At 54.1% G+C, this 25,006-nt stretch carries 26 protein-coding genes and 1 other annotated feature; of the genes, 14 read left to right on the forward strand and 12 right to left on the reverse strand.

Annotated features, from left to right (window positions below):
- Positions 1-106: 106 nt before the first annotated feature.
- The 3 genes from bamE to nadK all read right to left on the reverse strand — a co-directional run bounded on the left by bamE (position 107) and on the right by nadK (position 3,209).
- Positions 107-445, reverse strand: coding sequence for an outer membrane protein assembly factor BamE (gene bamE / locus IM267_RS18245; protein ID WP_063450054.1), 339 nt, complete (start codon positions 443-445; stop codon positions 107-109).
- Between the two features lie 138 nt (positions 446-583).
- Positions 584-2,245, reverse strand: a complete 1,662-nt coding sequence (recN, locus tag IM267_RS18250; RefSeq protein ID WP_193033999.1) for a DNA repair protein RecN — start codon at positions 2,243-2,245, stop codon at positions 584-586.
- 85 nt (positions 2,246-2,330) lie between these two features.
- On the reverse strand, positions 2,331-3,209 hold the full coding sequence (gene nadK, locus IM267_RS18255; protein WP_063450052.1) for an NAD(+) kinase: 879 nt from the start codon (positions 3,207-3,209) through the stop codon (positions 2,331-2,333).
- Positions 3,210-3,331: 122 nt separating this feature from the next.
- Between nadK and grpE the strand changes: the two genes are divergently transcribed.
- On the forward strand, positions 3,332-3,925 hold the full coding sequence (grpE, locus tag IM267_RS18260) for a nucleotide exchange factor GrpE (RefSeq protein WP_063865224.1): 594 nt from the start codon (positions 3,332-3,334) through the stop codon (positions 3,923-3,925).
- Positions 3,926-3,976: 51 nt separating this feature from the next.
- Here the strand turns inward: grpE and IM267_RS18265 are convergent, their stop codons facing one another.
- Both IM267_RS18265 and IM267_RS18270 read right to left on the reverse strand, forming a co-directional pair.
- The gene (locus tag IM267_RS18265) at positions 3,977-5,263 is read right to left on the reverse strand and encodes an HlyC/CorC family transporter (protein ID WP_063450050.1); all 1,287 of its coding nucleotides are present in this window, start codon (positions 5,261-5,263) and stop codon (positions 3,977-3,979) included.
- Positions 5,264-5,282: 19 nt separating this feature from the next.
- Entirely contained in the window at positions 5,283-6,074 is a 792-nt protein-coding gene (locus IM267_RS18270) for an inner membrane protein YpjD (protein ID WP_107535614.1), read from the reverse strand.
- Positions 6,075-6,240: 166 nt separating this feature from the next.
- On the opposite strand from IM267_RS18270, the gene ffh reads away from it, so the two are divergent.
- From ffh to IM267_RS18305, 7 genes are all read left to right on the forward strand, one after another.
- Positions 6,241-7,602: a signal recognition particle protein gene (gene ffh, locus IM267_RS18275; RefSeq protein ID WP_003863132.1), complete on the forward strand. Its 1,362-nt coding sequence runs from the start codon at positions 6,241-6,243 to the stop codon at positions 7,600-7,602.
- 137 nt (positions 7,603-7,739) lie between these two features.
- On the forward strand, positions 7,740-7,988 hold the full coding sequence (gene rpsP, locus IM267_RS18280; RefSeq protein ID WP_022649067.1) for a 30S ribosomal protein S16: 249 nt from the start codon (positions 7,740-7,742) through the stop codon (positions 7,986-7,988).
- 15 nt (positions 7,989-8,003) lie between these two features.
- The gene (rimM, locus tag IM267_RS18285) at positions 8,004-8,543 is read left to right on the forward strand and encodes a ribosome maturation factor RimM (protein ID WP_006811638.1); all 540 of its coding nucleotides are present in this window, start codon (positions 8,004-8,006) and stop codon (positions 8,541-8,543) included.
- 30 nt (positions 8,544-8,573) lie between these two features.
- A complete protein-coding gene (trmD, locus tag IM267_RS18290; RefSeq protein WP_014832949.1) occupies positions 8,574-9,341 on the forward strand; it encodes a tRNA (guanosine(37)-N1)-methyltransferase TrmD in 768 nt (255 codons plus the stop codon).
- Positions 9,342-9,384: 43 nt separating this feature from the next.
- Positions 9,385-9,732, forward strand: a complete 348-nt coding sequence (gene rplS / locus IM267_RS18295; protein WP_002914145.1) for a 50S ribosomal protein L19 — start codon at positions 9,385-9,387, stop codon at positions 9,730-9,732.
- Positions 9,733-9,864: 132 nt separating this feature from the next.
- A complete protein-coding gene (locus IM267_RS18300) occupies positions 9,865-10,269 on the forward strand; it encodes a DUF2946 domain-containing protein (RefSeq protein ID WP_193034000.1) in 405 nt (134 codons plus the stop codon).
- Between the two features lie 38 nt (positions 10,270-10,307).
- The gene (locus IM267_RS18305) at positions 10,308-11,678 is read left to right on the forward strand and encodes a PepSY domain-containing protein (protein WP_193034001.1); all 1,371 of its coding nucleotides are present in this window, start codon (positions 10,308-10,310) and stop codon (positions 11,676-11,678) included.
- Between the two features lie 2 nt (positions 11,679-11,680).
- Here IM267_RS18305 and IM267_RS18310 read toward each other — a convergent pair whose 3' ends face one another.
- From IM267_RS18310 to IM267_RS18320, 3 genes are read right to left on the reverse strand one after another with little or no spacing between them, the layout of a single operon-like run.
- Positions 11,681-12,163, reverse strand: a complete 483-nt coding sequence (locus tag IM267_RS18310) for an OmpA family protein (protein ID WP_193034002.1) — start codon at positions 12,161-12,163, stop codon at positions 11,681-11,683.
- 12 nt (positions 12,164-12,175) lie between these two features.
- Positions 12,176-13,396 (reverse strand): diguanylate cyclase DgcN, encoded by a 1,221-nt coding sequence (dgcN, locus tag IM267_RS18315; protein WP_063865220.1) that lies wholly within the window; start codon positions 13,394-13,396, stop codon positions 12,176-12,178.
- A complete protein-coding gene (locus tag IM267_RS18320; protein WP_193034003.1) occupies positions 13,389-13,925 on the reverse strand; it encodes a YfiR family protein in 537 nt (178 codons plus the stop codon). Before IM267_RS18320 ends, dgcN begins: the two co-directional genes overlap by 8 nt.
- Before the next feature lie 479 nt (positions 13,926-14,404).
- Here IM267_RS18320 and aroF point away from each other — a divergent pair, with 479 nt between their 5' ends.
- The 3 genes from aroF to IM267_RS18335 are packed head-to-tail and all read left to right on the forward strand — an operon-like array spanning position 14,405 to position 17,540.
- Entirely contained in the window at positions 14,405-15,475 is a 1,071-nt protein-coding gene (gene aroF, locus IM267_RS18325; RefSeq protein WP_063450045.1) for a 3-deoxy-7-phosphoheptulonate synthase AroF, read from the forward strand.
- Positions 15,476-15,485: 10 nt separating this feature from the next.
- Positions 15,486-16,607 (forward strand): bifunctional chorismate mutase/prephenate dehydrogenase, encoded by a 1,122-nt coding sequence (gene tyrA, locus IM267_RS18330; RefSeq protein ID WP_193034004.1) that lies wholly within the window; start codon positions 15,486-15,488, stop codon positions 16,605-16,607.
- 60 nt (positions 16,608-16,667) lie between these two features.
- A complete protein-coding gene (locus IM267_RS18335) occupies positions 16,668-17,540 on the forward strand; it encodes an SMP-30/gluconolactonase/LRE family protein (protein ID WP_112792919.1) in 873 nt (290 codons plus the stop codon).
- Here IM267_RS18335 and pheA read toward each other — a convergent pair.
- From pheA to bamD, 4 genes are all read right to left on the reverse strand, one after another.
- Positions 17,537-18,697, reverse strand: a complete 1,161-nt coding sequence (pheA, locus tag IM267_RS18340; RefSeq protein ID WP_193034005.1) for a bifunctional chorismate mutase/prephenate dehydratase — start codon at positions 18,695-18,697, stop codon at positions 17,537-17,539. The two genes, IM267_RS18335 and pheA, sit on opposite strands and share 4 nt — an antisense overlap.
- Positions 18,698-18,727: 30 nt before the next feature.
- Positions 18,728-18,853 (reverse strand) — a sequence feature (Phe leader region).
- On the reverse strand, positions 18,805-18,852 hold the full coding sequence (pheL, locus tag IM267_RS18345) for a pheA operon leader peptide PheL (RefSeq protein WP_100229775.1): 48 nt from the start codon (positions 18,850-18,852) through the stop codon (positions 18,805-18,807). It overlaps the preceding feature by 48 nt.
- Positions 18,854-18,957: 104 nt before the next feature.
- Positions 18,958-19,299 (reverse strand): ribosome-associated translation inhibitor RaiA, encoded by a 342-nt coding sequence (gene raiA, locus IM267_RS18350; RefSeq protein WP_008502470.1) that lies wholly within the window; start codon positions 19,297-19,299, stop codon positions 18,958-18,960.
- Positions 19,300-19,566: 267 nt separating this feature from the next.
- A complete protein-coding gene (gene bamD / locus IM267_RS18355) occupies positions 19,567-20,304 on the reverse strand; it encodes an outer membrane protein assembly factor BamD (protein ID WP_193034006.1) in 738 nt (245 codons plus the stop codon).
- Positions 20,305-20,435: 131 nt separating this feature from the next.
- Here bamD and rluD point away from each other — a divergent pair, with 131 nt between their 5' ends.
- The 3 genes from rluD (at position 20,436) to clpB (ending at position 24,847) form a co-directional block, all read left to right on the forward strand.
- Positions 20,436-21,416, forward strand: coding sequence for a 23S rRNA pseudouridine(1911/1915/1917) synthase RluD (gene rluD, locus IM267_RS18360; protein ID WP_063450040.1), 981 nt, complete (start codon positions 20,436-20,438; stop codon positions 21,414-21,416).
- On the forward strand, positions 21,413-22,144 hold the full coding sequence (yfiH, locus tag IM267_RS18365; RefSeq protein WP_193034007.1) for a purine nucleoside phosphorylase YfiH: 732 nt from the start codon (positions 21,413-21,415) through the stop codon (positions 22,142-22,144). The genes rluD and yfiH overlap by 4 nt, the downstream gene beginning before the upstream one ends.
- A 129-nt stretch (positions 22,145-22,273) precedes the next feature.
- Entirely contained in the window at positions 22,274-24,847 is a 2,574-nt protein-coding gene (gene clpB, locus IM267_RS18370) for an ATP-dependent chaperone ClpB (RefSeq protein WP_193034008.1), read from the forward strand.
- Positions 24,848-25,006: the final 159 nt, after the last annotated feature.

The following is a 25,006-nucleotide window of genomic DNA, read 5'->3' on the forward strand; positions in this document are numbered from 1 at the left end:
TATGTATCCGGTCATACACTGCGCTTACCGGGGCTACAATTCTGCGCAAATAAACATACACAAAAAAGGTGCTCATTGAGCACCTTTTTGCGTTGCTGACGCCTGATTATTTGGTCAGGGCAGGCTTGTTGTCGATATTGGTCAGCACACCAGCACTGCTAAAGGTCAGGGTCAGGGTTTGCTGGCTCACGTCTTCATGACCAGGCTGCTGGCGGAATACATAGAACCAGGTATTTGTACCGAACGGATCGGACATCATCGGGGTTCCCAGTGCATAAGCGACCTGCTGTTGTGTCATTCCCACACGGATTTTGGACACATCGTTAGGGGTAAGGTAGTTCCCCTGGTTGATGTCAGGACGGTAAACCACTTTCTCCAGAGTGGAACAGCCTGCGGTCAACATCAGAAGAACCGCTGCGGCAGCGGTCAGCGTTTTACAGCGCATAGTGATTTGATTCCTTTTCGGGCCCGAGCAGTACGCGGCTCATATGTAATATGCCGATGATAATAGACCTTGCCCCACTTTGAAACCGGTCTGGCGGCGTTTTTGTTGTTCTGTATGACCCTGAGATCCCGAAAAAGTTTATGCCGCCAGCAGTTCTTTCGCATTCGCGAGCGTATTGCGCGTGACCTCACTGCCCCCGAGCAGGCGTGCCAGTTCCTGCAAGCGTGCGCGTTTATCCAGCGGCTTCATGTGTGTTTCCGTCATTTCGCCGTCAGTTTCTTTACTGACGATAAAGTGATGATGACCACAGCCAGCTACCTGAGGCAGGTGTGTCACACACATGACCTGCGTCGATTCACCCAACTGACGCAACAGTTTGCCGACAACGGCCGCCGTCGGGCCGCTGATACCCACATCCACTTCATCGAAAATCAGCGCCGGGGTTTCCATCTTACGGGCGGTGATCACCTGGATGGCCAGGGCGATACGCGACAGTTCACCGCCGGAAGCCACTTTCGAAATCGCCTGTAAAGGCTGGCCCGGGTTGGTGGTGACGCGGAATTCAATGCGGTCTGCGCCTTCCGCCGTCAGGTGATTCTCTTCAAAGCGAACGTCAATGGTGAACACCCCGTGCGGCATCGCCAGCGTATGCATGCTGTCGGTAATGTGCTGGCTAAGCTCCAGCGCATAGTGTTGGCGCACCTCGTGCAGCCGCTTCGCCGTTTCCAGCGCCTGCTGGTGATGCAGATTTACCGCCAGAGACAGGGTTTCGAGGGAATCGGCCTGATCGTCCAGCTGTTGTTGTTCTTCCAGCAGAGACTGATAGTAATTCGGCAGTTCTTCCGGAGTAACGTGATGCTTACGCGCCAGTGAAATCTGACGGGAGATACGTTGCTCAAGTTCAAACAGACGGTTCGGGTCGAGATCCAGACGTTCACAGTAGTGGCGCAGTTCATCCCCGGCTTCTGAAATCTGAATCGCGGCCTCTTCGAGCATCTCCAGTACGCCAGACAGCTTATTGTCCATGCCGGTCAGCTCGGTAACAAGCTGGCGAACATTGTACAGCTGGCTCTGCAAGTTCACGTCCTCGCCATCTGCCAGCATGTTCAGGGCATTCTGGCTGGTGGAAAGCAGCTGACCGCTGTTGGCCAGACGCTTGTACTCCTCGTCGATTTGCTCAAATTCCCCCGCCTGCGGGTTAAATTCGTTCAGCTCTTTCAGCTGATACTCCAGCAGCTCGGCGCGGGCGGTACGCTCCTGGCTTTGCTGCTGATGCTGCGCAAGTTCGCGGCAGCTTTGATGCCACTGACGATAGTGCTCCGCCATCAGTTGAGTAAGCGCATACTCACCTGCGTAGCCATCAAGCAGGGCTTTCTGTTGTTCGGGTTTGATTAACTGCTGATGCGCATGCTGACCATGGATCTGGATGAGCAACTGGCCCAGCTCGCGAAGCTGGGAAAGAGGGACCGCCGTGCCGTTAATAAAACCACGGGAGCGGCCATCATTGCTGATGACGCGGCGAAGTAAACACTCACGTCCGTCTTCCAGCTGGTTTGCTTCCAGCCAGCGCAGGGCGGCAGGCGTGTCTTTTAACGAGAAGCGGGCACACAGGTCTGCACGGGCTGCGCCTGTGCGCACCATGTCGCCCTCAGCACGACCGCCGAGGCACAAGCCGAGGGCATCAATGGCAATGGATTTACCTGCGCCGGTTTCACCGGTAATCGCCGTCATTCCGCTATGGAAGTCGATCTCAAGCTCACGAACAATGGCAAAGTTGCTAATGGTCAGTTGTGCCAGCATAATTGTTTTCCTGTATGAAAAACCATAACTGTGTTTGTATACAGTATAAACTGGTTTTATATACAGTAAAGCGCTGGATGCAAAATCAGAACAATTTTTTTGACCAGCCGAGCTTGGAGCTTAATGTATTGAAATAGCTGTAATCTTTCGGGTGAATGAGGTTCAGGTGGTAATCGCAGCGGCGAATGAGTACATCTTCACCTTCCTGAATAGGAAGCGCAATCTGGCTGTCGCAGCTGATCTCCAGGTCGCTGCGGCGATGGGAGAAACGCAGGCGGATGGTGCTGTCGCCGTTGATCACCAGCGGACGCGCCGAGAGCGTGTGCGGGAACATCGGCACCAGGGTTATCGCATCCAGCGATGGCGTCAGGATTGGGCCTCCGGCTGAAAGCGAGTAGGCGGTTGATCCCGTTGGTGTTGAAATAATCAGCCCGTCAGACCGCTGCGAGAACGCGAAGATTTCGTCGATATAGACTTCAAACTCGATCATGTGCGCCACTTTACCGGGGTGGAGAACCACCTCGTTAATGGCGGTGCTGATGCGCTTCTGGCAGTCTTGCTGACACACCTGGGCTTCCAGCAAAAACCGTTTTTCACTGATATAGTGGCCTTCCAGCACGTCCGCCAGCTGCTGCTGCGCATTGTCCGGGTCGAGGTCGGTCAGGAAACCGAGATTGCCACGGTTAATACCAATCACCTTAATATCATAGCGAGCCAGCGTTCGCGCCGCGCCCAGCATATTACCGTCGCCGCCGACCACCACGGCGAGATCCGCCTGCTGGCCAATTTCCGCCAGCGTGCCGGTTCTGACGCTTTTAAGCTGCAACTCCTGGGCAATTTGCTGCTCGACCATCACTTCATAGCCTTTACCACTCAGCCAGCGATACAACATTTCATGTGTCGTCAATGCGGTAGGGTGACGCGGATGGCCGACGATCCCAATACACCTGAAATGATTATTCATGTTCTGGAGGTCCTTGTGCCTGATGAATGATGACAATCTGCCTTGTTCCCTTGAATCCAGGAAACTGATCCCCATAATAAGCGAAGTTAGCGAGATGAATGCAGAAAAACGCGGAGAAATTCATGAGTAGTAAAGAACAGAAAACGCCTGAGGGGCAAGCCCCTGAAGAAATTATCACGGAACAGCACGATGAAGTTGAGGCAGTAGAGCCAGACGCGTCTGCTGAGCAGGTGGACCCGCGCGATGAAAAAATTGCCAACCTGGAAGCTCAGCTGGTAGAAGCGCAGAATCGCGAACGCGATGGCGTACTGCGCATCAAAGCGGAAATGGAAAACCTGCGCCGTCGTACCGAGCTGGACGTTGAAAAGGCGCACAAATTTGCGCTGGAGAAATTCGTCAACGAACTGCTGCCGGTGATCGACAGCCTGGATCGCGCGCTGGAAGTGGCGGATAAAGCTAATCCGGATAACGCGGCGATGATTGAAGGCATCGAGCTGACGCTGAAATCCATGCTGGATGTGGTGCGTAAGTTCGGTGTTGAAGTGATTGCCGATACGGATGTTCCGCTGGATCCAAACGTTCACCAGGCCATTGCGATGGTCGAGTCAGAAGACGTTACCGCGGGTAACGTGCTGGGCGTGATGCAGAAAGGGTATACCCTGAACGGTCGTACTATTCGCGCTGCGATGGTCACCGTGGCGAAAGCGAAAGCCTAATTTGCTACCTGTAGTGCCGGGTGGCGGCATTCGCCTCACCCGGCCTACCTTCTATTCGGCAATACTTTCCCGAAGTGGCGTAACGGGCAGGACTTTCACCTGCTTAATCATGTTGTCCTGAACGTCCAGAATATCAATATCATACTGTTCAATACGCACACGCGTACCTGCCGCCGGGATCTCTTCCAGCGCTTCCAGAATCATGCCGTTCATCGTCCGCGCTTCGTCTTCCGGTAAATGCCAGTTGAACGCTTTATTGATTTCACGAATGTTGGCGCTGCCGTCGATAAGCACTGACCCGTCGTTTTGCGGGGTAACCTCTTCTGCAAGGGAAGGCGACATCGACGTGGTAAAGTCCCCGACAATCTCTTCCAGAATATCTTCCACCGTTACCAGCCCCTGAATGTCGCCGTATTCATCCACCACCAGGCCGACTTTCTTCTTGTTGCGCTGGAACTTCACCAGCTGCGTGCTGAGCGGCGTGCCTTCCGGTACGTAGTAAATTTCGTCGGCGGCGCGCAGCATTACCTCTTTGGTGAACTCGTTTTTCTCGGTCATCAGGCGATAGGCCTCGCGCACGCGCAGCATGCTGATGGCATCGTCGAGGGAATCGCGATAGAGCACGATGCGCCCGTGCGGGGAGTGCGTCAGCTGGCGGACGATCGCCTTCCAGTCATCGTTAATATCGATTCCGACGATTTCGTTTCGCGGCACCATGATGTCGTCAACGCTGACCTTTTCCAGATCCAGAACCGACAGGAGCATGTCCTGATTGCGGCGGGAGATCTGCGAACGGGATTCGTTCACGATGGTACGCAGCTCGTCTTTACTCAGCGCGCTGCTGATGGTGACGTCGGCCTTGATACCGACCATGCGCATCAGCACACGGGTCACCATATTCAGCAGCCAGACCAGCGGCATCATCAGAATAAGCAGCGGCGCTAGCAGGAAACTGCTCGGGTAGGCGACCTTCTCCGGGTAAAGCGCCGCGATGGTTTTGGGCAGCACTTCCGCAAACACCAGCACCACAAACGTGAGCACCCCTGTGGCAATCGCCACGCCGGCGTTGCCGTACAGACGCATCCCGACAATGGTGCCCAGCGCAGAGGCGAGAATGTTGACCAGGTTGTTACCGATAAGCACCAGGCTAATCAGGCGGTCTGGCTTACGCAACAGCTTTTCGACACGACGCGCGGCACGGTTACCCTGCTTGGCCCGATGACGCAACCGGTAGCGGTTCAGCGTCATCATGCCGGTTTCAGAGCCAGAGAAATAAGCGGAGATGACCACCATGATGACCAGAATGACGATCAGCGTGGTGGTAGAGATGTGTTCCAGGGGGAACTCCTTTTGTTACTTAGCCAGCAAATTGCTGTATGAAGCGGCTACCAAAATAGGCAAGCGTGAGAATGCCGGCACCCGCAACGTTGAACCAGACCACGCGACGACCGCGCCAGCCTTCATGATAATGGCCCCATAACAGGACAATATAGACAAACCACGCAATGATGGAGAGAACTGCTTTATCGATATTCTCCACGCTGAACAGGTTCTTCATATAAAACAAACCTGTGCACAGCGTCAGCGTCAGCAGAACCACGCCGACCTGAGTGATGTGGAACATCTTACGCTCAATCACCATCAGCGGCGGCATTTCGTGGTTAAACGCCAGCTTTTTATTTTTCAGCTGGTAGTCAATCCAGGCGAGCTGCATGGCGTAAAGGGCGGCAATGATTAGCGTCGCGTAGGCGAAAAGCGACAGGCCAATATGCACCAGCATCCCCGGCGTGGCTTCCAGATGGGTAATAAACTCATTAGGCATGAACGTGGCTAACGCCAGGTTGATCAGCGCAAAGGCGTAGATTATCGGCAGCAGCAGCCAGCCGCGGTTTTTAGACGCGACAATGGTCATGACCGTACAGATCATCAGGCTGACCAGCGAGCCGACGTTCAGCACGCTCAGGTTTTGCACGCTGCCGTCGCCGGGAATGATGCGTGATTCCAGCGCAAACGCGTGGCTAATCAATGCGATTACCGCCGAAAGAATAGCCATGCGCCGCCAGCCGCTGTTTTTTTGCAGCAGGCCAGGAATGATCAGCGCGAGGCTGACAGAGTAGGCAACAAGGGCGATCAGTGCGAAAACAGGCATATAGGCGTCGACAGTTGTCTTAATAAGAAAGAGAAGCAGTATAACGTTACGTGACGCCTGCTCCAACCGTTGCATAACAACAAAGGCGCCTTCATGTTATACTCCGGCAAAATTCTGTGTATGTGTCGCCCAGGCGACCTAACGTTTCTACCCCAGGCGAGAGACAATGTTTGATAATTTAACCGATCGTTTGTCGCGCACGCTGCGCAACATCAGCGGCCGTGGACGCCTCACCGAAGAGAACATCAAGGAAACGCTGCGCGAAGTGCGCATGGCGCTGCTGGAAGCAGACGTTGCGTTGCCGGTCGTCCGTGATTTTATCAACCGTGTGAAAGAGAAAGCGGTTGGTCATGAAGTTAACAAGAGCCTGACCCCGGGTCAGGAGTTCGTCAAAATCGTTCGTAACGAACTGGTTTCGGCGATGGGCGAAGAGAACCAGGTGCTTAACCTGGCGGCCCAGCCGCCGGCCGTGGTGCTGATGGCGGGTCTGCAAGGTGCAGGTAAAACCACCAGCGTCGGTAAGCTGGGTAAATTCCTGCGCGAAAAGCACAAGAAAAAGGTGCTGGTGGTTTCGGCGGACGTCTATCGCCCGGCGGCGATCAAACAGCTGGAAACGCTGGCTGAGCAGGTTGGCGTGGACTTCTTCCCCTCCGACGTGGCGCAGAAGCCTGTCGATATCGTGAATGCCGCGCTGAAAGAGGCGAAGCTGAAATTCTACGACGTGCTGCTGGTGGATACCGCCGGTCGTCTGCACGTCGACGAAGCGATGATGGACGAGATCAAGCAGGTGCACGCCTCTATCAACCCGGTAGAGACCCTGTTTGTCGTTGACGCCATGACCGGTCAGGATGCGGCGAACACCGCGAAAGCGTTTAACGAAGCCCTGCCGTTGACCGGCGTGGTGCTGACCAAAGTGGACGGTGACGCCCGCGGCGGTGCGGCGCTGTCTATTCGTCACATCACCGGTAAGCCGATTAAATTCCTCGGCGTGGGCGAGAAAACCGAAGCGCTGGAGCCGTTCCACCCGGATCGTATTGCTTCCCGTATCCTCGGCATGGGCGACGTGCTGTCGCTGATCGAAGATATTGAGAGCAAGGTCGACCGCGCGCAGGCGGAAAAACTCGCCAGCAAGCTGAAAAAAGGCGACGGCTTCGATCTGACCGACTTCCTTGAGCAGCTGCGTCAGATGAAAAACATGGGCGGCATGGCCAGCCTGATGGGCAAGCTGCCGGGCATGGGGCAGATCCCGGACAACGTTAAATCGCAGATGGACGACAAAGTGCTGGTGCGTATGGAAGCCATCATCAACTCGATGACGCTGAAAGAACGTGCTAAGCCAGAAATCATCAAAGGGTCGCGTAAGCGCCGTATCGCAGCCGGCTGCGGCATGCAGGTGCAGGACGTTAACCGCCTTCTGAAACAGTTCGACGACATGCAGCGCATGATGAAGAAAATGAAGAAAGGCGGCATGGCGAAGATGATGCGCGGCATGAAAGGCATGATGCCACCAGGATTCCCTGGGCGTTAATCGGCCTTTTACAGCAGACTGATCAACTGCTGATTGCATTTTCCCCAAAAATCAGTAAAATTTTCGGGCTTTTAATATGACACCCGGGCTCCGTTCCTCGATGGGGCCCGGTTGTTTTATTCACACAAGAGGATGTTATGGTAACTATTCGTTTAGCACGTCACGGCGCTAAAAAGCGTCCGTTCTACCAGGTTGTTGTGACTGACAGCCGTAATGCACGCAACGGTCGCTTCATCGAGCGCGTTGGTTTCTTCAACCCACTGGCCTCTGGCGCAGAAGAAGAAACCCGTCTGGATCTGGATCGTATCGCTCACTGGGTTGGCCAGGGCGCTACTGTTTCCGATCGCGTTGCTACGCTGATCAAAGCAGCAAACAAAGCAGCTTAATCTGTCACGGTGGTCATGATGAGCAATAAAGCACCTGTTGAACCGATCGTATTGGGAAAAATGGGTTCTTGCTACGGTATCCGTGGTTGGCTCAGAGTGTTTTCCTCCACTGAAGACGCTGATAGCATTTTTAATTACCAGCCCTGGTTTATCCAGAAAGCCGGTAAGTGGGAAGAGGTCGAGCTGGAAAGCTGGCGTCACCACAATCAGGACATCATCATCAAGCTGAAAGGCATTGACGATCGTGATGCCGCGAATGCGCTGACTAATTGTGAAATTGTCGTGGATTCGTCGCAGTTGCCACAGCTGGAAGAGGGCGACTACTACTGGAAAGACCTTATGGGTTGTCAGGTAGTGACCACTGAAGGCTACAGCCTGGGGAAAGTCATCGACATGATGGAAACCGGGTCAAATGACGTTCTCGTCATTAAGGCAAACCTGAAAGATGCATTTGGCATCAAGGAGCGGCTGGTCCCGTTCCTCGATGGACAGGTTATCAAGAAAGTCGATCTCGCTACTCAAACCATTGAAGTAGATTGGGATCCTGGTTTTTAATTCTCCGGATAAACGGTAAAAGACGGCGCTATGTGGATTGGCATAATTAGCCTGTTTCCTGAAATGTTCCGCGCGATTACCGATTACGGGGTAACTGGCCGGGCAGTAAAGAATGGCCTGCTGAGCATCCAAAGCTGGAGTCCGCGTGACTTCACGCATGACCGGCACCGTACCGTGGACGATCGTCCTTACGGCGGCGGACCGGGGATGTTGATGATGGTGCAACCCTTACGGGACGCCATTCACACAGCAAAAGCCGCGGCAGGTGAAGGCGCGAAGGTGATTTATCTGTCACCTCAGGGACGCAAGCTTGATCAAGCGGGCGTGAGCGAACTGGCGACGAATCAAAAGCTGATTCTGGTCTGTGGTCGCTACGAAGGGATAGATGAGCGCGTAATTCAAACCGAGATTGACGAAGAATGGTCTATCGGCGATTACGTTCTCAGCGGTGGTGAGTTACCCGCAATGACGCTGATTGACTCCGTTGCCCGGTTTATTCCGGGTGTTCTGGGCCATGAAGCTTCGGCAACGGAAGATTCCTTTGCCGATGGATTGCTGGACTGTCCACACTATACTCGTCCTGAAGTGTTAGAAGGGATGGAAGTACCGGCAGTGTTACTGTCAGGAAACCATGCCGAGATACGTCGCTGGCGTTTGAAGCAGTCGCTGGGCCGAACCTGGCTTAGAAGACCTGAACTTCTGGAAAACCTGGCTCTGACTGAAGAGCAAGCAAAGTTGCTGGCCGAGTTCAAAACTGAACACGCGCACCAGCAGCATGAACATGATGGGAATGCGTAATACGCTCCCGAATATCAGTTTACCCAGGATAAGAGATTAAATTATGAGCAACATTATTAAGCAACTTGAACAAGAGCAGATGAAGCAGGACGTACCTTCCTTCCGTCCAGGTGACACCGTGGAAGTGAAAGTATGGGTTGTTGAAGGTTCCAAAAAACGTCTGCAGGCATTCGAGGGCGTGGTTATCGCTATTCGTAACCGCGGTCTGCACTCTGCATTCACTGTTCGTAAAATTTCCAACGGCGAAGGCGTTGAGCGTGTCTTCCAGACTCACTCTCCGGTAGTTGACAGCATTGCTGTTAAACGTCGTGGTGCTGTACGTAAAGCTAAACTGTACTACCTGCGTGAGCGTACTGGTAAGTCTGCTCGTATTAAAGAGCGTCTGAACTAAGATTCGCTTAAGCGACATCCTGTTAGAAAGGGCTGGCCGAAAGGCTGGCCCTTTTTTTATCCTATCGCACCTCTCGCGTTAACCCTTCCGTCATAAATCATTTACAATGTTGGCCTCTTGGGTGGAGGGTAAGTGGATAACGTACTGCATCAGCATAGCTGGAAACGCGCAGCGGCATTGACCGCGCTGTTTGCGATCCTGCTGATCGTCGTGGCGCCGCTGATCTCCATCTCGCTGCAAAAAGATCCCATGAGCGCGATGCCTGGCATGCACCATGATATGAGCATGATGTCGATGGACGAGCATCACGGCGATATGCCACACACGATGCCGGTTGACCATGCGGAGGCGTGCGGCTACTGCGTACTGCTGGCGCACGTGCCGGGCGTGATGCTGGCGCTTATCGTTCTGCTCAGCGTGGTGTTGCAGCGGCTGCGGCTGAAGCCGCCACGTCAGGCGGTTAGCCACTGGCACTTCTTCCCCTGGCTTTATCCTGATACCCGCGCGCCGCCGCGGCGGTCTGCTTTCTCCCTTTAAAACAAAATCACTCACTTTTTGCCTTAAAAAGGAAAAGTATGACTACCTGCACTCCGCGCGCGGCATGGGGAAACCTGCTGCGTCGCCTCCATTTCTACATCGGGCTGTTTGTCGGTCCGTTTATCTTCTTCGCCGCGTTGACCGGTACGCTGTATGTGGCAACGCCGCAGCTTGAAAATGCGCTGTACCGTAACGCACTCCACACGGATGCCGTGGGTGATGCGCAGCCTCTTGCTGAACAAATTGCCGTGGCAGAAAACGCCGTGGGTTCAGCGCTGCGTTTACATGCCGTTCGTCCGGGGCTGGAAAAGGGCGAAACGACCCGCGTGATGTTTGCCGACCCGAAGCTTGGTCCCTCCGAGCATCGGGCTGTTTTTATTGATCCCGCCAGCCTTGAGGTTCGAGGGGATATGACCGTGTACGGCACCAGCGGGATTTTACCGCTGCGCCAGACTATCGATTATCTGCATACCTCGCTGATGCTGGGCAACCTCGGGCGGCTCTATAGCGAGTTAGCCGCCTCCTGGATGTGGGTTGCTGCCCTGGGCGGTATCGCGCTGTGGTTCTATACCCGACCAAAGCGCCGCATTAACAACCGTTTCCAGAATCGTCGTCGCCTGCATGTGATGTTAGGCTGGACGCTGCTGGCGGGAATGCTGCTGTTCTCAGCCACCGGTTTAACCTGGTCACAATGGGCCGGGGGTAACGTTGATAAGCTGCGGGCAGAGATGAACTGGCTGACGCCGCAGGTTAATACCCAGCTTTCCGGTGCGCCGGAAATGATGGATGAACACGCCGAACACCGTGGCCATCACGGTGCAATGACGATGCCTGACATGCCGGTCGAGCTGTCGCTTTTTGACAGCGTGTTGCAGGCTGCTCGCCAGTCGGGGATTGATGCGAACAAAGTTGAGATCCGCCCGGCAAAAAGGGCTGACCAGGCATGGACGGTGACGGAAATCGATCGCAGCTGGCCGACGCAGGTTGATGCCGTTGCCGTGGATCCCCACTCTCTGAAGGTGCTGGACGGCACTCGCTTCGAGGATTTTCCGCTGATGGCGAAACTCACCCGCTGGGGCGTGGATTTCCATATGGGGATCCTGTTTGGTCTGGCAAATCAGCTGGTGCTCATCGCGTTTGGTGTTGCGCTGTGCGTGCTGATTATCCTGGGATACCGGATGTGGTGGATGCGTCGTCCTGCAACGTCAGCCGCGAACCCGGTCCAGACGCTCTGTCAAAGCTGGCTGGCATTGCCGCTGTGGGGAAGGGGAGTGACCTTGCTGATAAGCGTTCTGCTGGGGCTGGCGTTGCCGGTGATGGGCGTCAGCCTGGCGGTGTTCATTGCGATCGACTGGCTGCGCTGGCGAGCGGCTTCAGGCGTGTCGCTCGCCGGATCATCCGTTAAATAGCCTTATGGCGTGCTGATGACCACCGCAACCCGGCGGTTTTCAGCGCGCCCTTGCGCAGTGCGGTTGCTGCTGACCGGGTATTTTTTACCTAAGCCCCGCGTGGTGAGGTTGCTGCGCGGGATGTTCGCGCCCTTCGCCCAGGCATCCGCCACGACGTTGGCGCGTTTTAACGAAAGCGCTTCGTTGTAGCGCTCTTCACCATAGTTATCCGTATGGCCGTCCATCCGGGCGTGATTCAGACCGGTTGCCGCCAGACGTGAGGCCATAGTCTGGATCTGCGTTTCACTTTCCGGGCGCAGTCTGGCTTCATTTTTATCAAACAGGATCTTATCCGACAGGCCCAGAGACCAGTCGCCGTTCAGTTCGTTAAAGCCGTAGGACTTCATGGCCGCAATTTGCGCTGGTGTGAATTTACCGTCCGGCGTCTGACACCCGGACATAGCCAGAGATGCCAGTAACAACGGCGCAAAGTATCGCTTTAACATATCGTCTTCCTTTCAGGATATTGTTTTCGAACGCTGGTTCTTGACCAGATACATATTGCGATCGGCTTGCTCCAGTAATGCCTCAACGGAGCCATTTTCCCACGCCAGAGCAAAGCCAATGCTGAGTGACATTGATGCTGTGTGCCCGTTATGCAGATCAAACGGACGAATAAATTGCTGCGACAGCGCGGCGCAAATATATTCCACCTCACGCTCGGTATGGACGCCGTAAAGGATCATGGCAAACTCGTCGCCGCCGAGACGGTAAGACTGATGACGCTTTTCGCCAAACTCGACCATCCTTTTTGCGGCTTCGATCAGGACGCAGTCACCCGCGGCATGACCCCAGGTATCGTTGATAAACTTGAAGTTATCACCGTCCAGGAAGAGCAGGGCAGAATTGGTTTTTGCCGAAGCGTCATTCATCAATGCCGCAATGTTGTTGCGAAACGCGGCGCGGTTTGCGAGCCCCGTGAGCGGATCGTGCATGGCGGTACGCAATAGCTGCGCGTTTTTGGCCTGTAGCTTGAGCTGCCACTCCTCCATTTCATCCAGCAGGCTGTTGAAGTCTTCACCAAACTGGTGAAACTCTTCAATCCGGCCTTCCGTTACCCGGCGAGAGAAGTTGCGGTTGGTGCGGACATCATGCACAACGTCAGTGATGTTTTGCATTTCAGCGACCATGCCATGATGGAGCGAACGGGTGATGGTCAATGCGACGGCAGAGGCAATAAGAATGCAGCCGGTGAGAACCGCAAATGAGAGCCAGATAAAGTGGCTAATCAGGCTGTCTCGTGCGGTAAGTCGAATTTCGCCAATCACATTGCCGTTATGCATGATGGGCTGTGCGACAGGAAGAGGGAATAACCAGCGGCTGACCAGCGCGCCCAGCGTGTCGGTATTATCCGCCGGGTTCCATGACCACCATGCAAACCGTTTATGATGCGCGTTAAGCACTTCCGCCACGGCAAACTGCCCCTGCTTACCGAGGGTCGCGAGCGTTTCATTTGCCGCCACGGCATCGTTGAACACCAGAGAGGCTTCAAGGCTGTGGCTCATGGTGGCGCCGGTGAGTTCGAGGTTTTTTTGCGCGTATTGCTTTAATGTCACCACGGAAGCGAAACACAGCAGCAGCCATATAAACGTCATCGTTATAACGACGCTTATCATGCTGATTCGCCGCAACGTTCTTTTAAACGTCGGACGCGGTGTTGATATGACATCCTTATTCATGCTTCTTATTCCGCGCGAGCATTAATACATCCGGATTGACTCTTACGCCACTGCGCGCCAGCGCGTCCAGATTGACGGAAAATCTGACCTGGTTGGACTCTATTATCAGACAAAATGCGCTGCCAATAACGCATTCAGGATTTTGCTCTGACATTAATAGCAACGCATGGCCTTGATATTGATTTATTATTTCCTGTTGTTTTGCCGGCAACTCACTCCCGAAATAGAGGGCATCACACCTTGCCGCGAGCGCTTCCCGATCGCTATACACAATGACAGGGGTATAGGGCAACGGGTTATTTACATCTTCACTGCTGAGCGCCTGTCTGTAACGGGAAGAGGCATAAATACAGAGCTTCGGCTGGCCGGACAGTGCTGGCCATCGGGTGTAGCTCACAATACCGGAAACAATCGAACGTACCGATTTATCCGTTTCCGTAAACGAGCCTGCCCTTGCAGGACTCACTAAAATGAACAGCATTAGCGCCAGGGGGAGGTGAAGCAAAGCGATCAAGAATGTATTTCTCATCAGAATCCGCCAAACCGCCCCGGAAATAGATGTCCTTAAGAATTTCCGGCAGAATACCATTGTTTCTTAAAGCCGTCATTATGTCAGAAATATCCCTGTATTGACCTAAGCTAAATCTTACTGCGAATTATATTCCCGAGAATGAAGCCAGTTTCGATTAAGTCTGCTGGAATTCATAATTTCATTCATTCTTTGTTTTCTGGATTCATGTGCCAGCCAAGTTTCCCTTCGATTCACCAGAGGGTTATTAAGCTCACGGCCAGCGCCTGGATAGTGTTCCTTGCGTGAGCGTAGATGGGCAGTAAATGCGCATGTGTAATTTTATGTTTACGTTTTAAGCCTGATTTTTTGGCATTAAAATGGTTTCTGTAAATTAAAGTGTACGTATTTTGGATTGAAATCTTTACTTGTTGTGGTATCGTTGTGTCACCTCCTTGAGGAAAACCACTATCGCAAACGAGTATTACAGGATCGCAATCATGCAAAAAGACGCGCTGAACAACGTACATATCACTGATGAACAGGTTTTAATTACCCCGGATCAACTGAAGGCGGAGTTTCCGCTGAGCGCCGCGCAGGAAGCTCAGATTGAGCATTCTCGCCAGACCATTTCTGACATTATCGCTGGCCGCGATCCGCGTCTGCTGGTGGTATGCGGCCCTTGCTCTATTCACGATCCAGAAACCGCCATTGAGTACGCACGTCGATTTAAAGCATTAGCGGAGGAGGTCAGCGATAGCCTCTACCTGGTGATGCGCGTCTATTTTGAAAAGCCACGCACGACGGTTGGCTGGAAAGGATTGATCAACGATCCGCACATGGATGGCTCGTTTGACGTGGAAGCAGGGCTGAAAATTGCGCGTCGCCTGCTGGTGGAACTGGTTAGCATGGGCCTGCCGCTGGCAACCGAAGCGCTGGATCCAAACAGCCCGCAGTACCTTGGCGATCTGTTTAGCTGGTCCGCGATTGGCGCGCGCACCACCGAATCACAAACCCACCGCGAGATGGCGTCTGGTCTGTCTATGCCGGTTGGTTTTAAAAACGGTACCGACGGTAGCCTGGCGACGGCGATTAACGCCATGCGCGCCGCCGCAATGCCGCACCGATTTGTTGGGATCAACCAGGCGGGCCAGGTATGCCTGCTGCAAACCCAGGGCAACCCGGACGGTCACGTGATCCTCCGCGGCGGTAAAGCCCCGAACTACAGCCCGGCGGACGTTGCGCAGTGTGAAAAAGAGATGGAACAGGCAGGACTGCGTCCGGCGCTAATGGTAGATTGCAGTCATGGTAATTCGAATAAAGATTACCGTCGCCAGCCAGCGGTTGCAGAGTCTGTGATTGCACAGATTAAAGATGGCAACCGTTCAATTATCGGCTTGATGATTGAAAGTAATATTCATGAAGGCAATCAGTCATCGGAACAGCCGCGCAGCGCGATGAAGCCCGGCGTCTCCGTTACGGATGCCTGTATCAGCTGGGAAACCACCGATGCGCTGCTGCGTGAGATCCACAAAGATTTGAACGGCCAGCTGGCGACGCGTCTGGCTTAAGAGGGTAGTTATGGTTGCTGAATTGACCGCACTGCGCGATCAAATTGATGAAGTGGATAAGGCGCTGCTGGATCTTCTGGCGCGCCGCATGGCGCTGGTTGCTGAAGTCGGCGAAGTGAAAAGCAAATACGGCCTGCCGATTTACGTTCCGGAGCGCGAGGCCTCTATGCTTGCCTCCCGCCGTAAAGAGGCGCAGGCCCTGGGCGTTTCACCTGATTTGATTGAAGACGTCCTGCGCCGCGTGATGCGCGAGTCCTATTCCAGCGAAAACGACAAGGGCTTCAAAACCCTTTGTCCGTCGCTGCGTCCGGTGGTTATCGTCGGTGGCGGCGGGCAGATGGGGCGTCTGTTTGAAAAAATGCTGACGCTCTCTGGCTATCAGGTGCGCATTCTGGAGAAAGAGGACTGGCCGCACGCGGCGGAGCGGATAAAAGACGCCGGTATGGTTATCGTCAGCGTGCCGATCCACGTGACGGAGCAGATCATCGGTAAACTTCCTCCCCTGCCGGAAGATTGCATTCTGGTGGATTTGGCCTCCGTTAAAAATGGTCCGCTACAGGCCATGCTGGCGGCACACACCGGCCCTGTGCTTGGGTTACATCCGATGTTTGGCCCGGACAGCGGCAGCCTGGCGAAACAGGTCGTGGTTTATTGTGACGGACGGCAGCCGGAAGCCTACCAGTGGTTCCTGGAACAAATTCAGGTCTGGGGGGCGCGTTTACACCGCATTAGTGCGGTAGAGCATGACCAGAACATGGCGTTTATTCAGGCGCTGCGCCACTTTGCCACTTTCGCCTATGGGCTGCACCTGGCGGAAGAGAACGTTCAGCTTGAACAATTGCTGGCGCTTTCCTCGCCAATCTATCGTCTCGAGCTGGCGATGGTCGGGCGACTGTTTGCGCAGGATCCACAGCTTTATGCCGACATCATTATGTCGTCTGAAAACAACCTGGCACTGATCAAACGTTATTATCAGCGTTTTGGCGAAGCGATCACCTTGCTGGAGCAGGGCGATAAACAGGCCTTTATCGACAGTTTCCGTAAAGTGGAGCACTGGTTCGGTGATTACGCCACGCGATTCCAGAGTGAAAGCCGCACCCTGTTGCGCCAGGCAAATGACAGTCGCCAGTAATCGGATGATGTATATACTGAAAGCCAGCATTGCTGGCTTTTTTCTTTTTGGGGATCTGTTATGGCTGAACCGCAGCTGCTGTTGAACTATACCGGGCATCTGCCCGAATGCCCGACGTGGAGTGCAGAAGAAAATGCGCTCTACTGGGCAGATATTCTGGAAGGGGAAATCCATCGGTATCATCTGCCCACCGCGGAACACTCGGTGCTCTCATTCCATGAAGAAGTCGGGTGTTTTGCCCTGCGTGAACGCGGCGGATTTATCGTCGCGATGCGTAACGCCATCTGGCTGGCCGATAAACACGGCCTGCTCCAGCGTAAGGTTTGCGATAACCCGTCTAATCCGCTGCTTGCACGCTTTAATGACGGTGGCACCGACCATCAGGGACGGTTTTACGCGGGCACCTTCTGGGGACCGGGAGATTATAACGGCGCCATGCTGATGCGTATCGACAACGACCTGACGCCGAAAGTGATCCAGTGCGATATTCAGGGGCATAACGGTTTAGCGTTTAGCCCTGACAAACGGTGGATGTTTACCTCTGATACGCCGAACGGCGTGATCTACCGTACGCCGCTTGATGAGCTGGCTGAACCCGGAACGCGCGAAGAATTTCGCCGTTTTAGCGAGGGAGAAGGTATTCCCGACGGTGCGGCAATGGATGAGGAAGGCTGCTACTGGAGCGCACTGTTTGACGGCTGGCGTATAGCGCGGTTTTCCCCGCAGGGAGAACAGCTGGAAGAGCACCGGCTGCCGGTACGTTGCCCGACAATGGTCTGCTTTGGCGGCGACGATATGAAAACGCTGTTTATCACCACCACGCGGGAAAACATGGAGGCGGAGGAGCTGGCAAAATTCCCGCTTTCCGGGGCTATCTTCACCCTGCCCGTAAATGTGGCAGGGATGAAGAAAAGCCGCTTTATCGAACGTTAAGCCGGATCGACCGGGACCACGTTTTCGCTCGGATAGCATCCCAGCACTTTCATGGAGCGGGTGATCTCGCCCAGCTCACGCAGGGCTTTCTGCATGGATGCAGATTCCAGGTTGGCCTGAACGTCGAGATAGAACATCTCTTCCCACGGATTGCCGTTGATTGGGCGGGACTCCAGCTTCGTCATGATCAGGTTGTGATTACGCAGCACCAGCAGCGCTTCAACCAGCGCGCCCGCCTGCTGTCCGGTCGCCATCAGCAGGGTGGTTTTCGCCGGTACCTGATCGGACACGTTGATGGCCTTGCGGGCCAGAACCACGAAACGGGTGATATTCTGCGTCTGGTTAGCCAGATTGCGCTCCAGCACCTGTAAGCCATACAGCGCGCCGCCCGCTTCGCTACCGAGTGCCGCGACGGCAGGGGAGTTTGCCTGCGCCACTTTTTCCATCGCCGCCGAGGTGCTCTCGGTGTACTCAATTTTCCAGTGCGGATAACGGTTCAGGAACTGGCTGCACTGCTGGAACGGCTGCGGGTGGCTGTAAACCGTTTCGATCTGACTCAGGTCCGTTGAGCCGGCGACCAGCACGCAGTGATCGATAGGGATAGTCAGCTCACCGACCAGCGACAGGCTGGTGTGCTGGAGCAGATCGTAAACATCGTTGATGGCGCCGGAGCTGGTGTTCTCGATAGGCACCACGGCGTAATCCGCCTGGCCGGTTTCGACCTGGTTGAAAATGTCTGCAAATTTCGCACAACCGCTCTCAATAAACTCTTCGAAATGGCGGGCGGCGTACTGGCGAGCAGCCAGATGAGAATAGGAGCCTTTCGGGCCGAGAAATGCGATGCGCGCAGAGTGCGGGTTAGTTTTGTTCAGATGCTGCTGGAGCAAGGCTTGCTGCGTCAGAACGGAATCTTCGATGATGAGCTGGAACAGGCGGGTGATGTAGTGGGCATCCAGATGATGCGCTTTGCCGAGCTGAATCAACCGTTCCAGTAAATCACGTTCGCGATCGATATCGCGTACCGGCCGATGGGAATCCAGCTTGGCTTTGCCCACTTCAACGGCGAGGGCGCGGCGTTCTGCCAGCAGGGCCAGTAATTTTTCATCGAGAGCGCTGATCTTTACGCGCAAATCCAGGAGCGGGTTTTCCGGTGTCATAGTGTTGTCTGTCTCAATTTATCGTTATCAATAAAAAAGGCCTCCCGGTGTGGGAGGCCTTGTTGTTCGTCTTCGCATTCTTTATCACACGACGAAACGCCTCCCGGTCAGGGGAAGGTAAAAAAGAATGCGAAGAAAAACGGCGTCTGTTTCATAAGGTCGTCCTGAAATTGATAGGGTTAAAGTACCTGTACTGTTTTGATCCTGTCAATAAAAAACGCGCCCGGAGGCGCGTTGTCGGTACACTCAATTTTAGAGGATTACTCTTCTTCAACTTCTTCCGCGAAGCTGGCGTCTTTCACCGACGTTGTGGCGCGACGGGCTTCACCTTTGTGTTGCACTTTATTGAGCTGCCGTTCCAGCTTGTTGATCAAATCGTTAATTGCGGTGTACATATCCTCGTGTTTTGCGCTGGCGACCAGATGGCCGTTTGGAGTATTGATAGTTGCATCAGCGATGAAACCCTGCGGCTCCTTGGACAGGATGATATGTGGGTTAATCAAATGTGTTTGCCATTTATCCAGTTTGGCGAGACGGTCTGCGACGTGCTGGCGGATTGCCGGAGTAATTTCCATTTGTTTACTGGTAATGTTCATTGTCATAAATTTTACCTCTTGTCTTTCCGTCTTGGTGATTCCAGCATACCCGACCTAATGTCAAAATGTGTGATTTAGATCACGTTATTTTGTCGGTTTTTGTCAGGGAATCTTTTTTGTGAGGCAGGGCAGGAAGAGGTGAGATTTACCTTGTCGAAGCCAGCAATTGCGGTCATAGTTGACTGGATGTGTTGAGGCTAAACCGCTTCAGCGGGAGTCTGAATGAATAAAAAAACGGCAGCCTGCGGGCTGCCGTTTTGCGTTGTAGCGGGATCAGGTATTGCTGCTGTTCGCGGCAATAATTTTCGCCACTTTGTCAGCCTGAGCCGTCATCTGCATCTGGCGATAAGCATTCTCCATCAGCTTCAGGCCATCACGCGTCGCCTGTGTATCCGGATAATCACGCAGCATGCCTTCTACACGGTTAACCACGGCAACCCATGCGCCGCGGCGGGTGTAGTATTCCGCAACGGAGTACTCGTATTTCGCCAGACGATTTTTCAGGAACACCAGACGCTTAGTGGCATCGGTAATGTACTGGCTGTTCGGGTAGCTACGCACCAGTTTGGAGAAGTCATTGAAAGCATCACGCGCATGTTGCGGGTCACGGTCAGAACGATCCACCCCGAAGAAGCCCTGCAATGCACTGTCATCCAGCGCCATGTTAGTCAGGCCGCGCATGTACATCACGTAATCGATGTTAGGATGGGTAGGGTTCAGACGCATGAAACGATCGATGGTTGCCTGAGCCAGCGGCAGATCGGCGTTTTTGTAGTAGGCGTAGATAAGATCTAACTGTACCTGCTGCGAATACGGACCAAACGGATAGCTATTATCCAACGCTTCCAGTTGCGTTATCGCCTGTTTCCAGTTACCGTCCTGCAACTTTTGTTGTGCAGTCGCATAGATTTCATTCGGCGGATTGTCAGGGACCTGTTCATTCGAACCGGAGCAGCCCACCAAAGCCAGGCTCAACGTGGCCGCTGCCACCAGATATTTCATGCGCGTCATGACGTTTTGACTTTCCTCAAATGTTTGTCCGGGAGAAACTCAGTTCCTGCTCCCGATTAAGACCAGCTACAATAGCACACTATATTAAACGGCAAAGCCGTAAAACCCAACGTTAAACGAAGAAGCAGTTTATGGCACAACGAGTAGAACTCACCGCAACAGTCTCCGAAAATCAGCTCGGTCAACGCTTAGATCAGGCTTTGGCCGAATTGTTCCCTGATTATTCGCGTTCACGCATAAAAGAATGGATCCTTGACCAGCGCGTGCTGGTAAACGGCAAGATCTGGGACAAACCTAAAGAGAAAGTGTTTGGTGGGGAAGCTGTCGCCATCAATGCTGAAATCGAAGAGGAAATTCGCTTCGAGCCGCAGGACATCCCCCTGGAGATCGTCTACGAAGATGACGATATTCTGGTCATCAACAAGCCGCGCGATTTTGTTGTTCATCCGGGCGCGGGCAATCCTGACGGTACGGTACTTAACGCACTCCTTCATTATTATCCGCCGATTGCTGACGTACCGCGTGCCGGGATCGTTCACCGTCTGGATAAAGACACTACGGGTCTGATGGTGGTGGCGAAGACGATTCCCGCTCAGACTCGCCTGGTGGAATCTTTACAGCTGCGCGAAATCACGCGTGAGTATGAGGCGGTGGCCATTGGTCATATGACCTCTGGCGGCACGGTGGAAGAGCCGATTAGCCGTCACCCAACCAAGCGTACGCATATGTCCGTGCACCCGATGGGTAAACCGGCGGTGACCCACTACCGCATCATGGAGCATTTCCGTATTCATACGCGCCTGCGTCTGCGTCTGGAAACCGGGCGTACCCACCAGATCCGCGTGCACATGGCGCATATTACCCATCCGCTGGTGGGTGACCCGGTTTACGGCGGTCGTCCGCGTCCACCAAAAGGGGCGTCGGATGAATTCATCTCCGTGCTGCGTAAATTCGATCGTCAGGCGCTGCATGCGACGATGCTACGTCTTTACCACCCCATTACCGGAATTCAGATGGAATGGCATGCGCCGATCCCACAGGATATGGTGGAACTTATCGACGCGATGCGCGCAGATTTCGAAGAACATAAGGATCACGTGGACTGGTTATGACCAAGCTGATTGTCCCGGAGTGGCCGCTGCCTGAAGGCGTGGCCGCCTGTAGTTCGACCCGTATCGGTGGCGTGAGCCAGGGCGCATGGGAGTCTCTGAACCTCGGCGCGCACTGTGGTGATAACCCGGAACACGTCGAAGAGAACCGTAAGCGCCTTTTTGCTGAGGGAAACCTTCCTTCAAATCCGGTCTGGCTTGAACAGGTGCACGGTAAAGCGGTGCTGACGCTGTCGGGTGAGCCTTACGCGTCTAAACGCGCCGATGCCTCGTACAGCAATACGCCGGGAACGGTTTGCGCGGTGATGACCGCCGATTGCCTGCCTGTGTTGTTCTGCAATCAGGCGGGAACTGAAGTGGCTGCTGCCCATGCCGGATGGCGCGGGCTGTGCGAAGGCGTGCTGGAAGAGACCGTCGCCTGCTTCCGGGACACTCCCGCAAATATCATTGCCTGGCTTGGCCCGGCGATTGGCCCGCAGGCGTTTGAGGTAGGCCCTGAAGTGCGCGAAGCCTTTATGGAAAAAGATCCGCAAGCGGTTGACGCGTTTGTGGCTTCCGGTGACAAATATCTGGCCGATATTTATCAGTTGGCCCGTCAACGTTTGAATAACGTTGGGGTGACGCAGGTCTTCGGCGGCGATCGCTGTACCTTCACCGAAAAGGGTGATTTTTTCTCCTATCGCCGCGACAAGACGACAGGCCGTATGGCAAGTTTCATTTGGCTGATATAACCTAAAGAATCAAGACGATCCGGCACGCGCCGTTTTCTTTTCACATAATTCAGGTTATTAACCTTGAATAATTGAGGGATGACCTCATTTAATCTCCAGTAGCAAATTTGACCTGTTATGGGAGGAGTTATGCGTCTGGATCGTCTTACTAATAAATTCCAGCTTGCTCTCGCCGATGCCCAGTCCCTCGCACTGGGGCACGACAACCAGTTTATCGAACCTCTTCATTTAATGAGCGCCTTGCTGAGTCAGGAAGGGGGATCGGTACGTCCTTTATTAACGTCCGCTGGCATTAATGCCGGCCAGTTACGCACCGCCATCGATCAGGCGCTGAGCCGTTTACCACAGGTAGAAGGTACCGGTGGCGACGTCCAGCCGTCGCAGGATCTGGTGCGCGTGCTGAACCTTTGCGACAAGCTGGCGCAAAAACGTGGGGACAACTTTATTTCGTCAGAGCTGTTTGTTCTGGCGGCGCTTGAATCACGCGGTACCTTGACCGACCTGCTGAAATCCGCCGGTGCAACCACCGCCAATGTGACCCAGGCGATTGAGAAAATGCGCGGAGGTGAAAGCGTGAACGATCAGGGAGCCGAAGACCAACGTCAGGCCTTGAAGAAATTTACGGTCGACCTGACCGAACGTGCCGAGCAGGGCAAGCTTGACCCGGTGATCGGCCGTGACGAAGAAATTCGCCGGACTATCCAGGTACTGCAACGTCGTACCAAAAACAACCCGGTGCTGATTGGTGAGCCCGGCGTCGGTAAAACCGCCATCGTTGAAGGGCTGGCGCAACGTATCGTTAATGGTGAAGTGCCTGAAGGGCTGAAAGGCCGCCGGGTGCTGGCTCTGGATATGGGCGCGCTGGTGGCCGGGGCGAAATATCGCGGCGAGTTCGAAGAGCGTCTGAAAGGCGTGTTGAACGATCTGGCGAAACAGGAAGGTAACGTCATCCTGTTTATCGACGAACTGCATACCATGGTTGGGGCCGGTAAAGCTGACGGCGCAATGGATGCCGGGAACATGCTGAAACCTGCGCTGGCGCGTGGTGAACTTCACTGCGTCGGTGCCACCACGCTGGACGAGTATCGTCAGTTCATTGAAAAAGATGCCGCGCTGGAGCGTCGTTTCCAGAAGGTGTTTGTCGCTGAACCAAGCGTTGAAGATACCATCGCTATTTTGCGCGGTCTGAAAGAGCGATATGAACTGCACCATCACGTGCAGATCACTGACCCGGCCATCGTTGCGGCGGCGACGCTTTCGCATCGTTATATCGCCGATCGTCAGCTGCCGGATAAAGCCATCGACCTTATCGATGAAGCCGCGTCCAGTATCCGCATGCAGATTGACTCGAAACCGGAAGAGTTAGACCGACTCGATCGCCGCATTATCCAGCTCAAGCTGGAACAGCAGGCGCTGAACAAAGAGTCTGATGAGGCGAGTAAGAAACGCCTCGATATGCTCAACGAAGAGCTGGATGAGAAAGAGCGCCAGTATTCTGAGTTGGAAGAAGAGTGGAAAGCTGAGAAAGCCTCCCTCTCTGGCACCCAGACAATCAAGGCTGAACTGGAGCAGGCGAAAATTGCCATTGAGCAGGCGCGGCGCGTAGGGGACCTGGCGCGGATGTCCGAGCTACAGTACGGCAAGATCCCTGAGCTGGAAAAACAGCTTGAGATCGCCACGCAGTCGGAAGGCAAAACCATGCGTCTGTTGCGTAATAAAGTGACGGATGCCGAGATTGCCGAAGTGCTGGCGCGCTGGACGGGTATTCCTGTGGCTCGCATGATGGAAAGCGAACGCGAGAAACTGCTGCGTATGGAGCAGGATCTGCATCAGCGCGTTATTGGCCAGAACGAAGCGGTCGAAGCGGTATCTAACGCCATTCGTCGTAGCCGTGCAGGGCTGTCCGATCCGAATCGTCCAATCGGCTCGTTCCTATTCCTGGGGCCAACCGGTGTCGGTAAAACTGAGCTGTGTAAAGCGCTGGCTAACTTTATGTTCGACAGCGATGACGCGATGGTGCGTATTGATATGTCCGAGTTTATGGAGAAACACTCCGTCTCGCGTCTGGTCGGTGCGCCTCCGGGATATGTCGGTTATGAAGAGGGCGGTTACCTGACGGAAGCGGTTCGCCGTCGTCCTTATTCCGTCATCCTGCTGGATGAAGTGGAAAAGGCACACCCTGACGTATTTAACATCCTGTTGCAGGTACTGGATGATGGACGCCTGACGGACGGGCAGGGGAGAACGGTCGACTTCCGTAACACAGTGGTGATCATGACCTCGAACCTGGGTTCCGATTTAATTCAGGAACGCTTCGGTGAGCTGGATTACAGCCATATGAAAGATCTGGTGCTGGGTGTGGTCAGCCAAAACTTCCGTCCGGAGTTCATCAACCGTATTGATGAAGTGGTCGTGTTCCATCCGCTGGGTGAGAAACACATCGCGTCGATTGCACAGATCCAGTTGCAGCGTCTGTACAAGCGTCTGGAAGACCGTGGGTATGAAATCCACATCTCGGATGATGCGCTGAAACTGCTGAGCGAGAATGGTTACGATCCTGTTTATGGCGCGCGTCCGTTAAAACGTGCCATCCAGCAGCAGATCGAAAACCCGCTGGCGCAGCAAATTCTCTCCGGGGAGCTGGTTCCGGGCAAAGTTATCCGTCTGGAAGCCAACGACGATCGCATTGTGGCAGTGCAGTAAGTCACAAAACGCAAAAACGGGCCGCTTGCGGCTCGTTTTTGTTTAAAAACCAGGCGAAAATTGAGGTCTGAAGAGTGATTTGCCTGGAAAGTGAGCGGTCAGTAAATAATTTTCACTTTACGCTTGCAGGTTCAGAATTACTCCCTATAATGCGCCTCC

It is taken from the genome of Enterobacter cloacae complex sp. P15RS, from assembly GCF_014895905.1.
Lineage (GTDB): Bacteria > Pseudomonadota > Gammaproteobacteria > Enterobacterales > Enterobacteriaceae > Enterobacter > Enterobacter quasihormaechei.

Excerpts from the sequence above, each read along its gene's own strand:
- bamE (WP_063450054.1), bottom strand. The coding sequence starts at position 445 with ATGCGCTGTAAAACGCTGACCGCTGCCGCAGCGGTTCTTCTGATGTTG.
- recN (WP_193033999.1), bottom strand. The coding sequence starts at position 2,245 with ATGCTGGCACAACTGACCATTAGCAACTTTGCCATTGTTCGTGAGCTT.
- nadK (WP_063450052.1), bottom strand. The coding sequence starts at position 3,209 with ATGAATAATCATTTCAGGTGTATTGGGATCGTCGGCCATCCGCGTCAC.
- grpE (WP_063865224.1), top strand. The coding sequence starts at position 3,332 with ATGAGTAGTAAAGAACAGAAAACGCCTGAGGGGCAAGCCCCTGAAGAA.
- IM267_RS18270 (WP_107535614.1), bottom strand. The coding sequence starts at position 6,074 with ATGCCTGTTTTCGCACTGATCGCCCTTGTTGCCTACTCTGTCAGCCTC.
- ffh (WP_003863132.1), top strand. The coding sequence starts at position 6,241 with ATGTTTGATAATTTAACCGATCGTTTGTCGCGCACGCTGCGCAACATC.
- rpsP (WP_022649067.1), top strand. The coding sequence starts at position 7,740 with ATGGTAACTATTCGTTTAGCACGTCACGGCGCTAAAAAGCGTCCGTTC.
- rimM (WP_006811638.1), top strand. The coding sequence starts at position 8,004 with ATGATGAGCAATAAAGCACCTGTTGAACCGATCGTATTGGGAAAAATG.
- trmD (WP_014832949.1), top strand. The coding sequence starts at position 8,574 with ATGTGGATTGGCATAATTAGCCTGTTTCCTGAAATGTTCCGCGCGATT.
- rplS (WP_002914145.1), top strand. The coding sequence starts at position 9,385 with ATGAGCAACATTATTAAGCAACTTGAACAAGAGCAGATGAAGCAGGAC.
- IM267_RS18305 (WP_193034001.1), top strand. The coding sequence starts at position 10,308 with ATGACTACCTGCACTCCGCGCGCGGCATGGGGAAACCTGCTGCGTCGC.
- IM267_RS18310 (WP_193034002.1), bottom strand. The coding sequence starts at position 12,163 with ATGTTAAAGCGATACTTTGCGCCGTTGTTACTGGCATCTCTGGCTATG.
- dgcN (WP_063865220.1), bottom strand. The coding sequence starts at position 13,396 with ATGAATAAGGATGTCATATCAACACCGCGTCCGACGTTTAAAAGAACG.
- IM267_RS18320 (WP_193034003.1), bottom strand. The coding sequence starts at position 13,925 with ATGAGAAATACATTCTTGATCGCTTTGCTTCACCTCCCCCTGGCGCTA.
- aroF (WP_063450045.1), top strand. The coding sequence starts at position 14,405 with ATGCAAAAAGACGCGCTGAACAACGTACATATCACTGATGAACAGGTT.
- tyrA (WP_193034004.1), top strand. The coding sequence starts at position 15,486 with ATGGTTGCTGAATTGACCGCACTGCGCGATCAAATTGATGAAGTGGAT.
- IM267_RS18335 (WP_112792919.1), top strand. The coding sequence starts at position 16,668 with ATGGCTGAACCGCAGCTGCTGTTGAACTATACCGGGCATCTGCCCGAA.
- pheA (WP_193034005.1), bottom strand. The coding sequence starts at position 18,697 with ATGACACCGGAAAACCCGCTCCTGGATTTGCGCGTAAAGATCAGCGCT.
- raiA (WP_008502470.1), bottom strand. The coding sequence starts at position 19,299 with ATGACAATGAACATTACCAGTAAACAAATGGAAATTACTCCGGCAATC.
- bamD (WP_193034006.1), bottom strand. The coding sequence starts at position 20,304 with ATGACGCGCATGAAATATCTGGTGGCAGCGGCCACGTTGAGCCTGGCT.
- rluD (WP_063450040.1), top strand. The coding sequence starts at position 20,436 with ATGGCACAACGAGTAGAACTCACCGCAACAGTCTCCGAAAATCAGCTC.
- yfiH (WP_193034007.1), top strand. The coding sequence starts at position 21,413 with ATGACCAAGCTGATTGTCCCGGAGTGGCCGCTGCCTGAAGGCGTGGCC.
- clpB (WP_193034008.1), top strand. The coding sequence starts at position 22,274 with ATGCGTCTGGATCGTCTTACTAATAAATTCCAGCTTGCTCTCGCCGAT.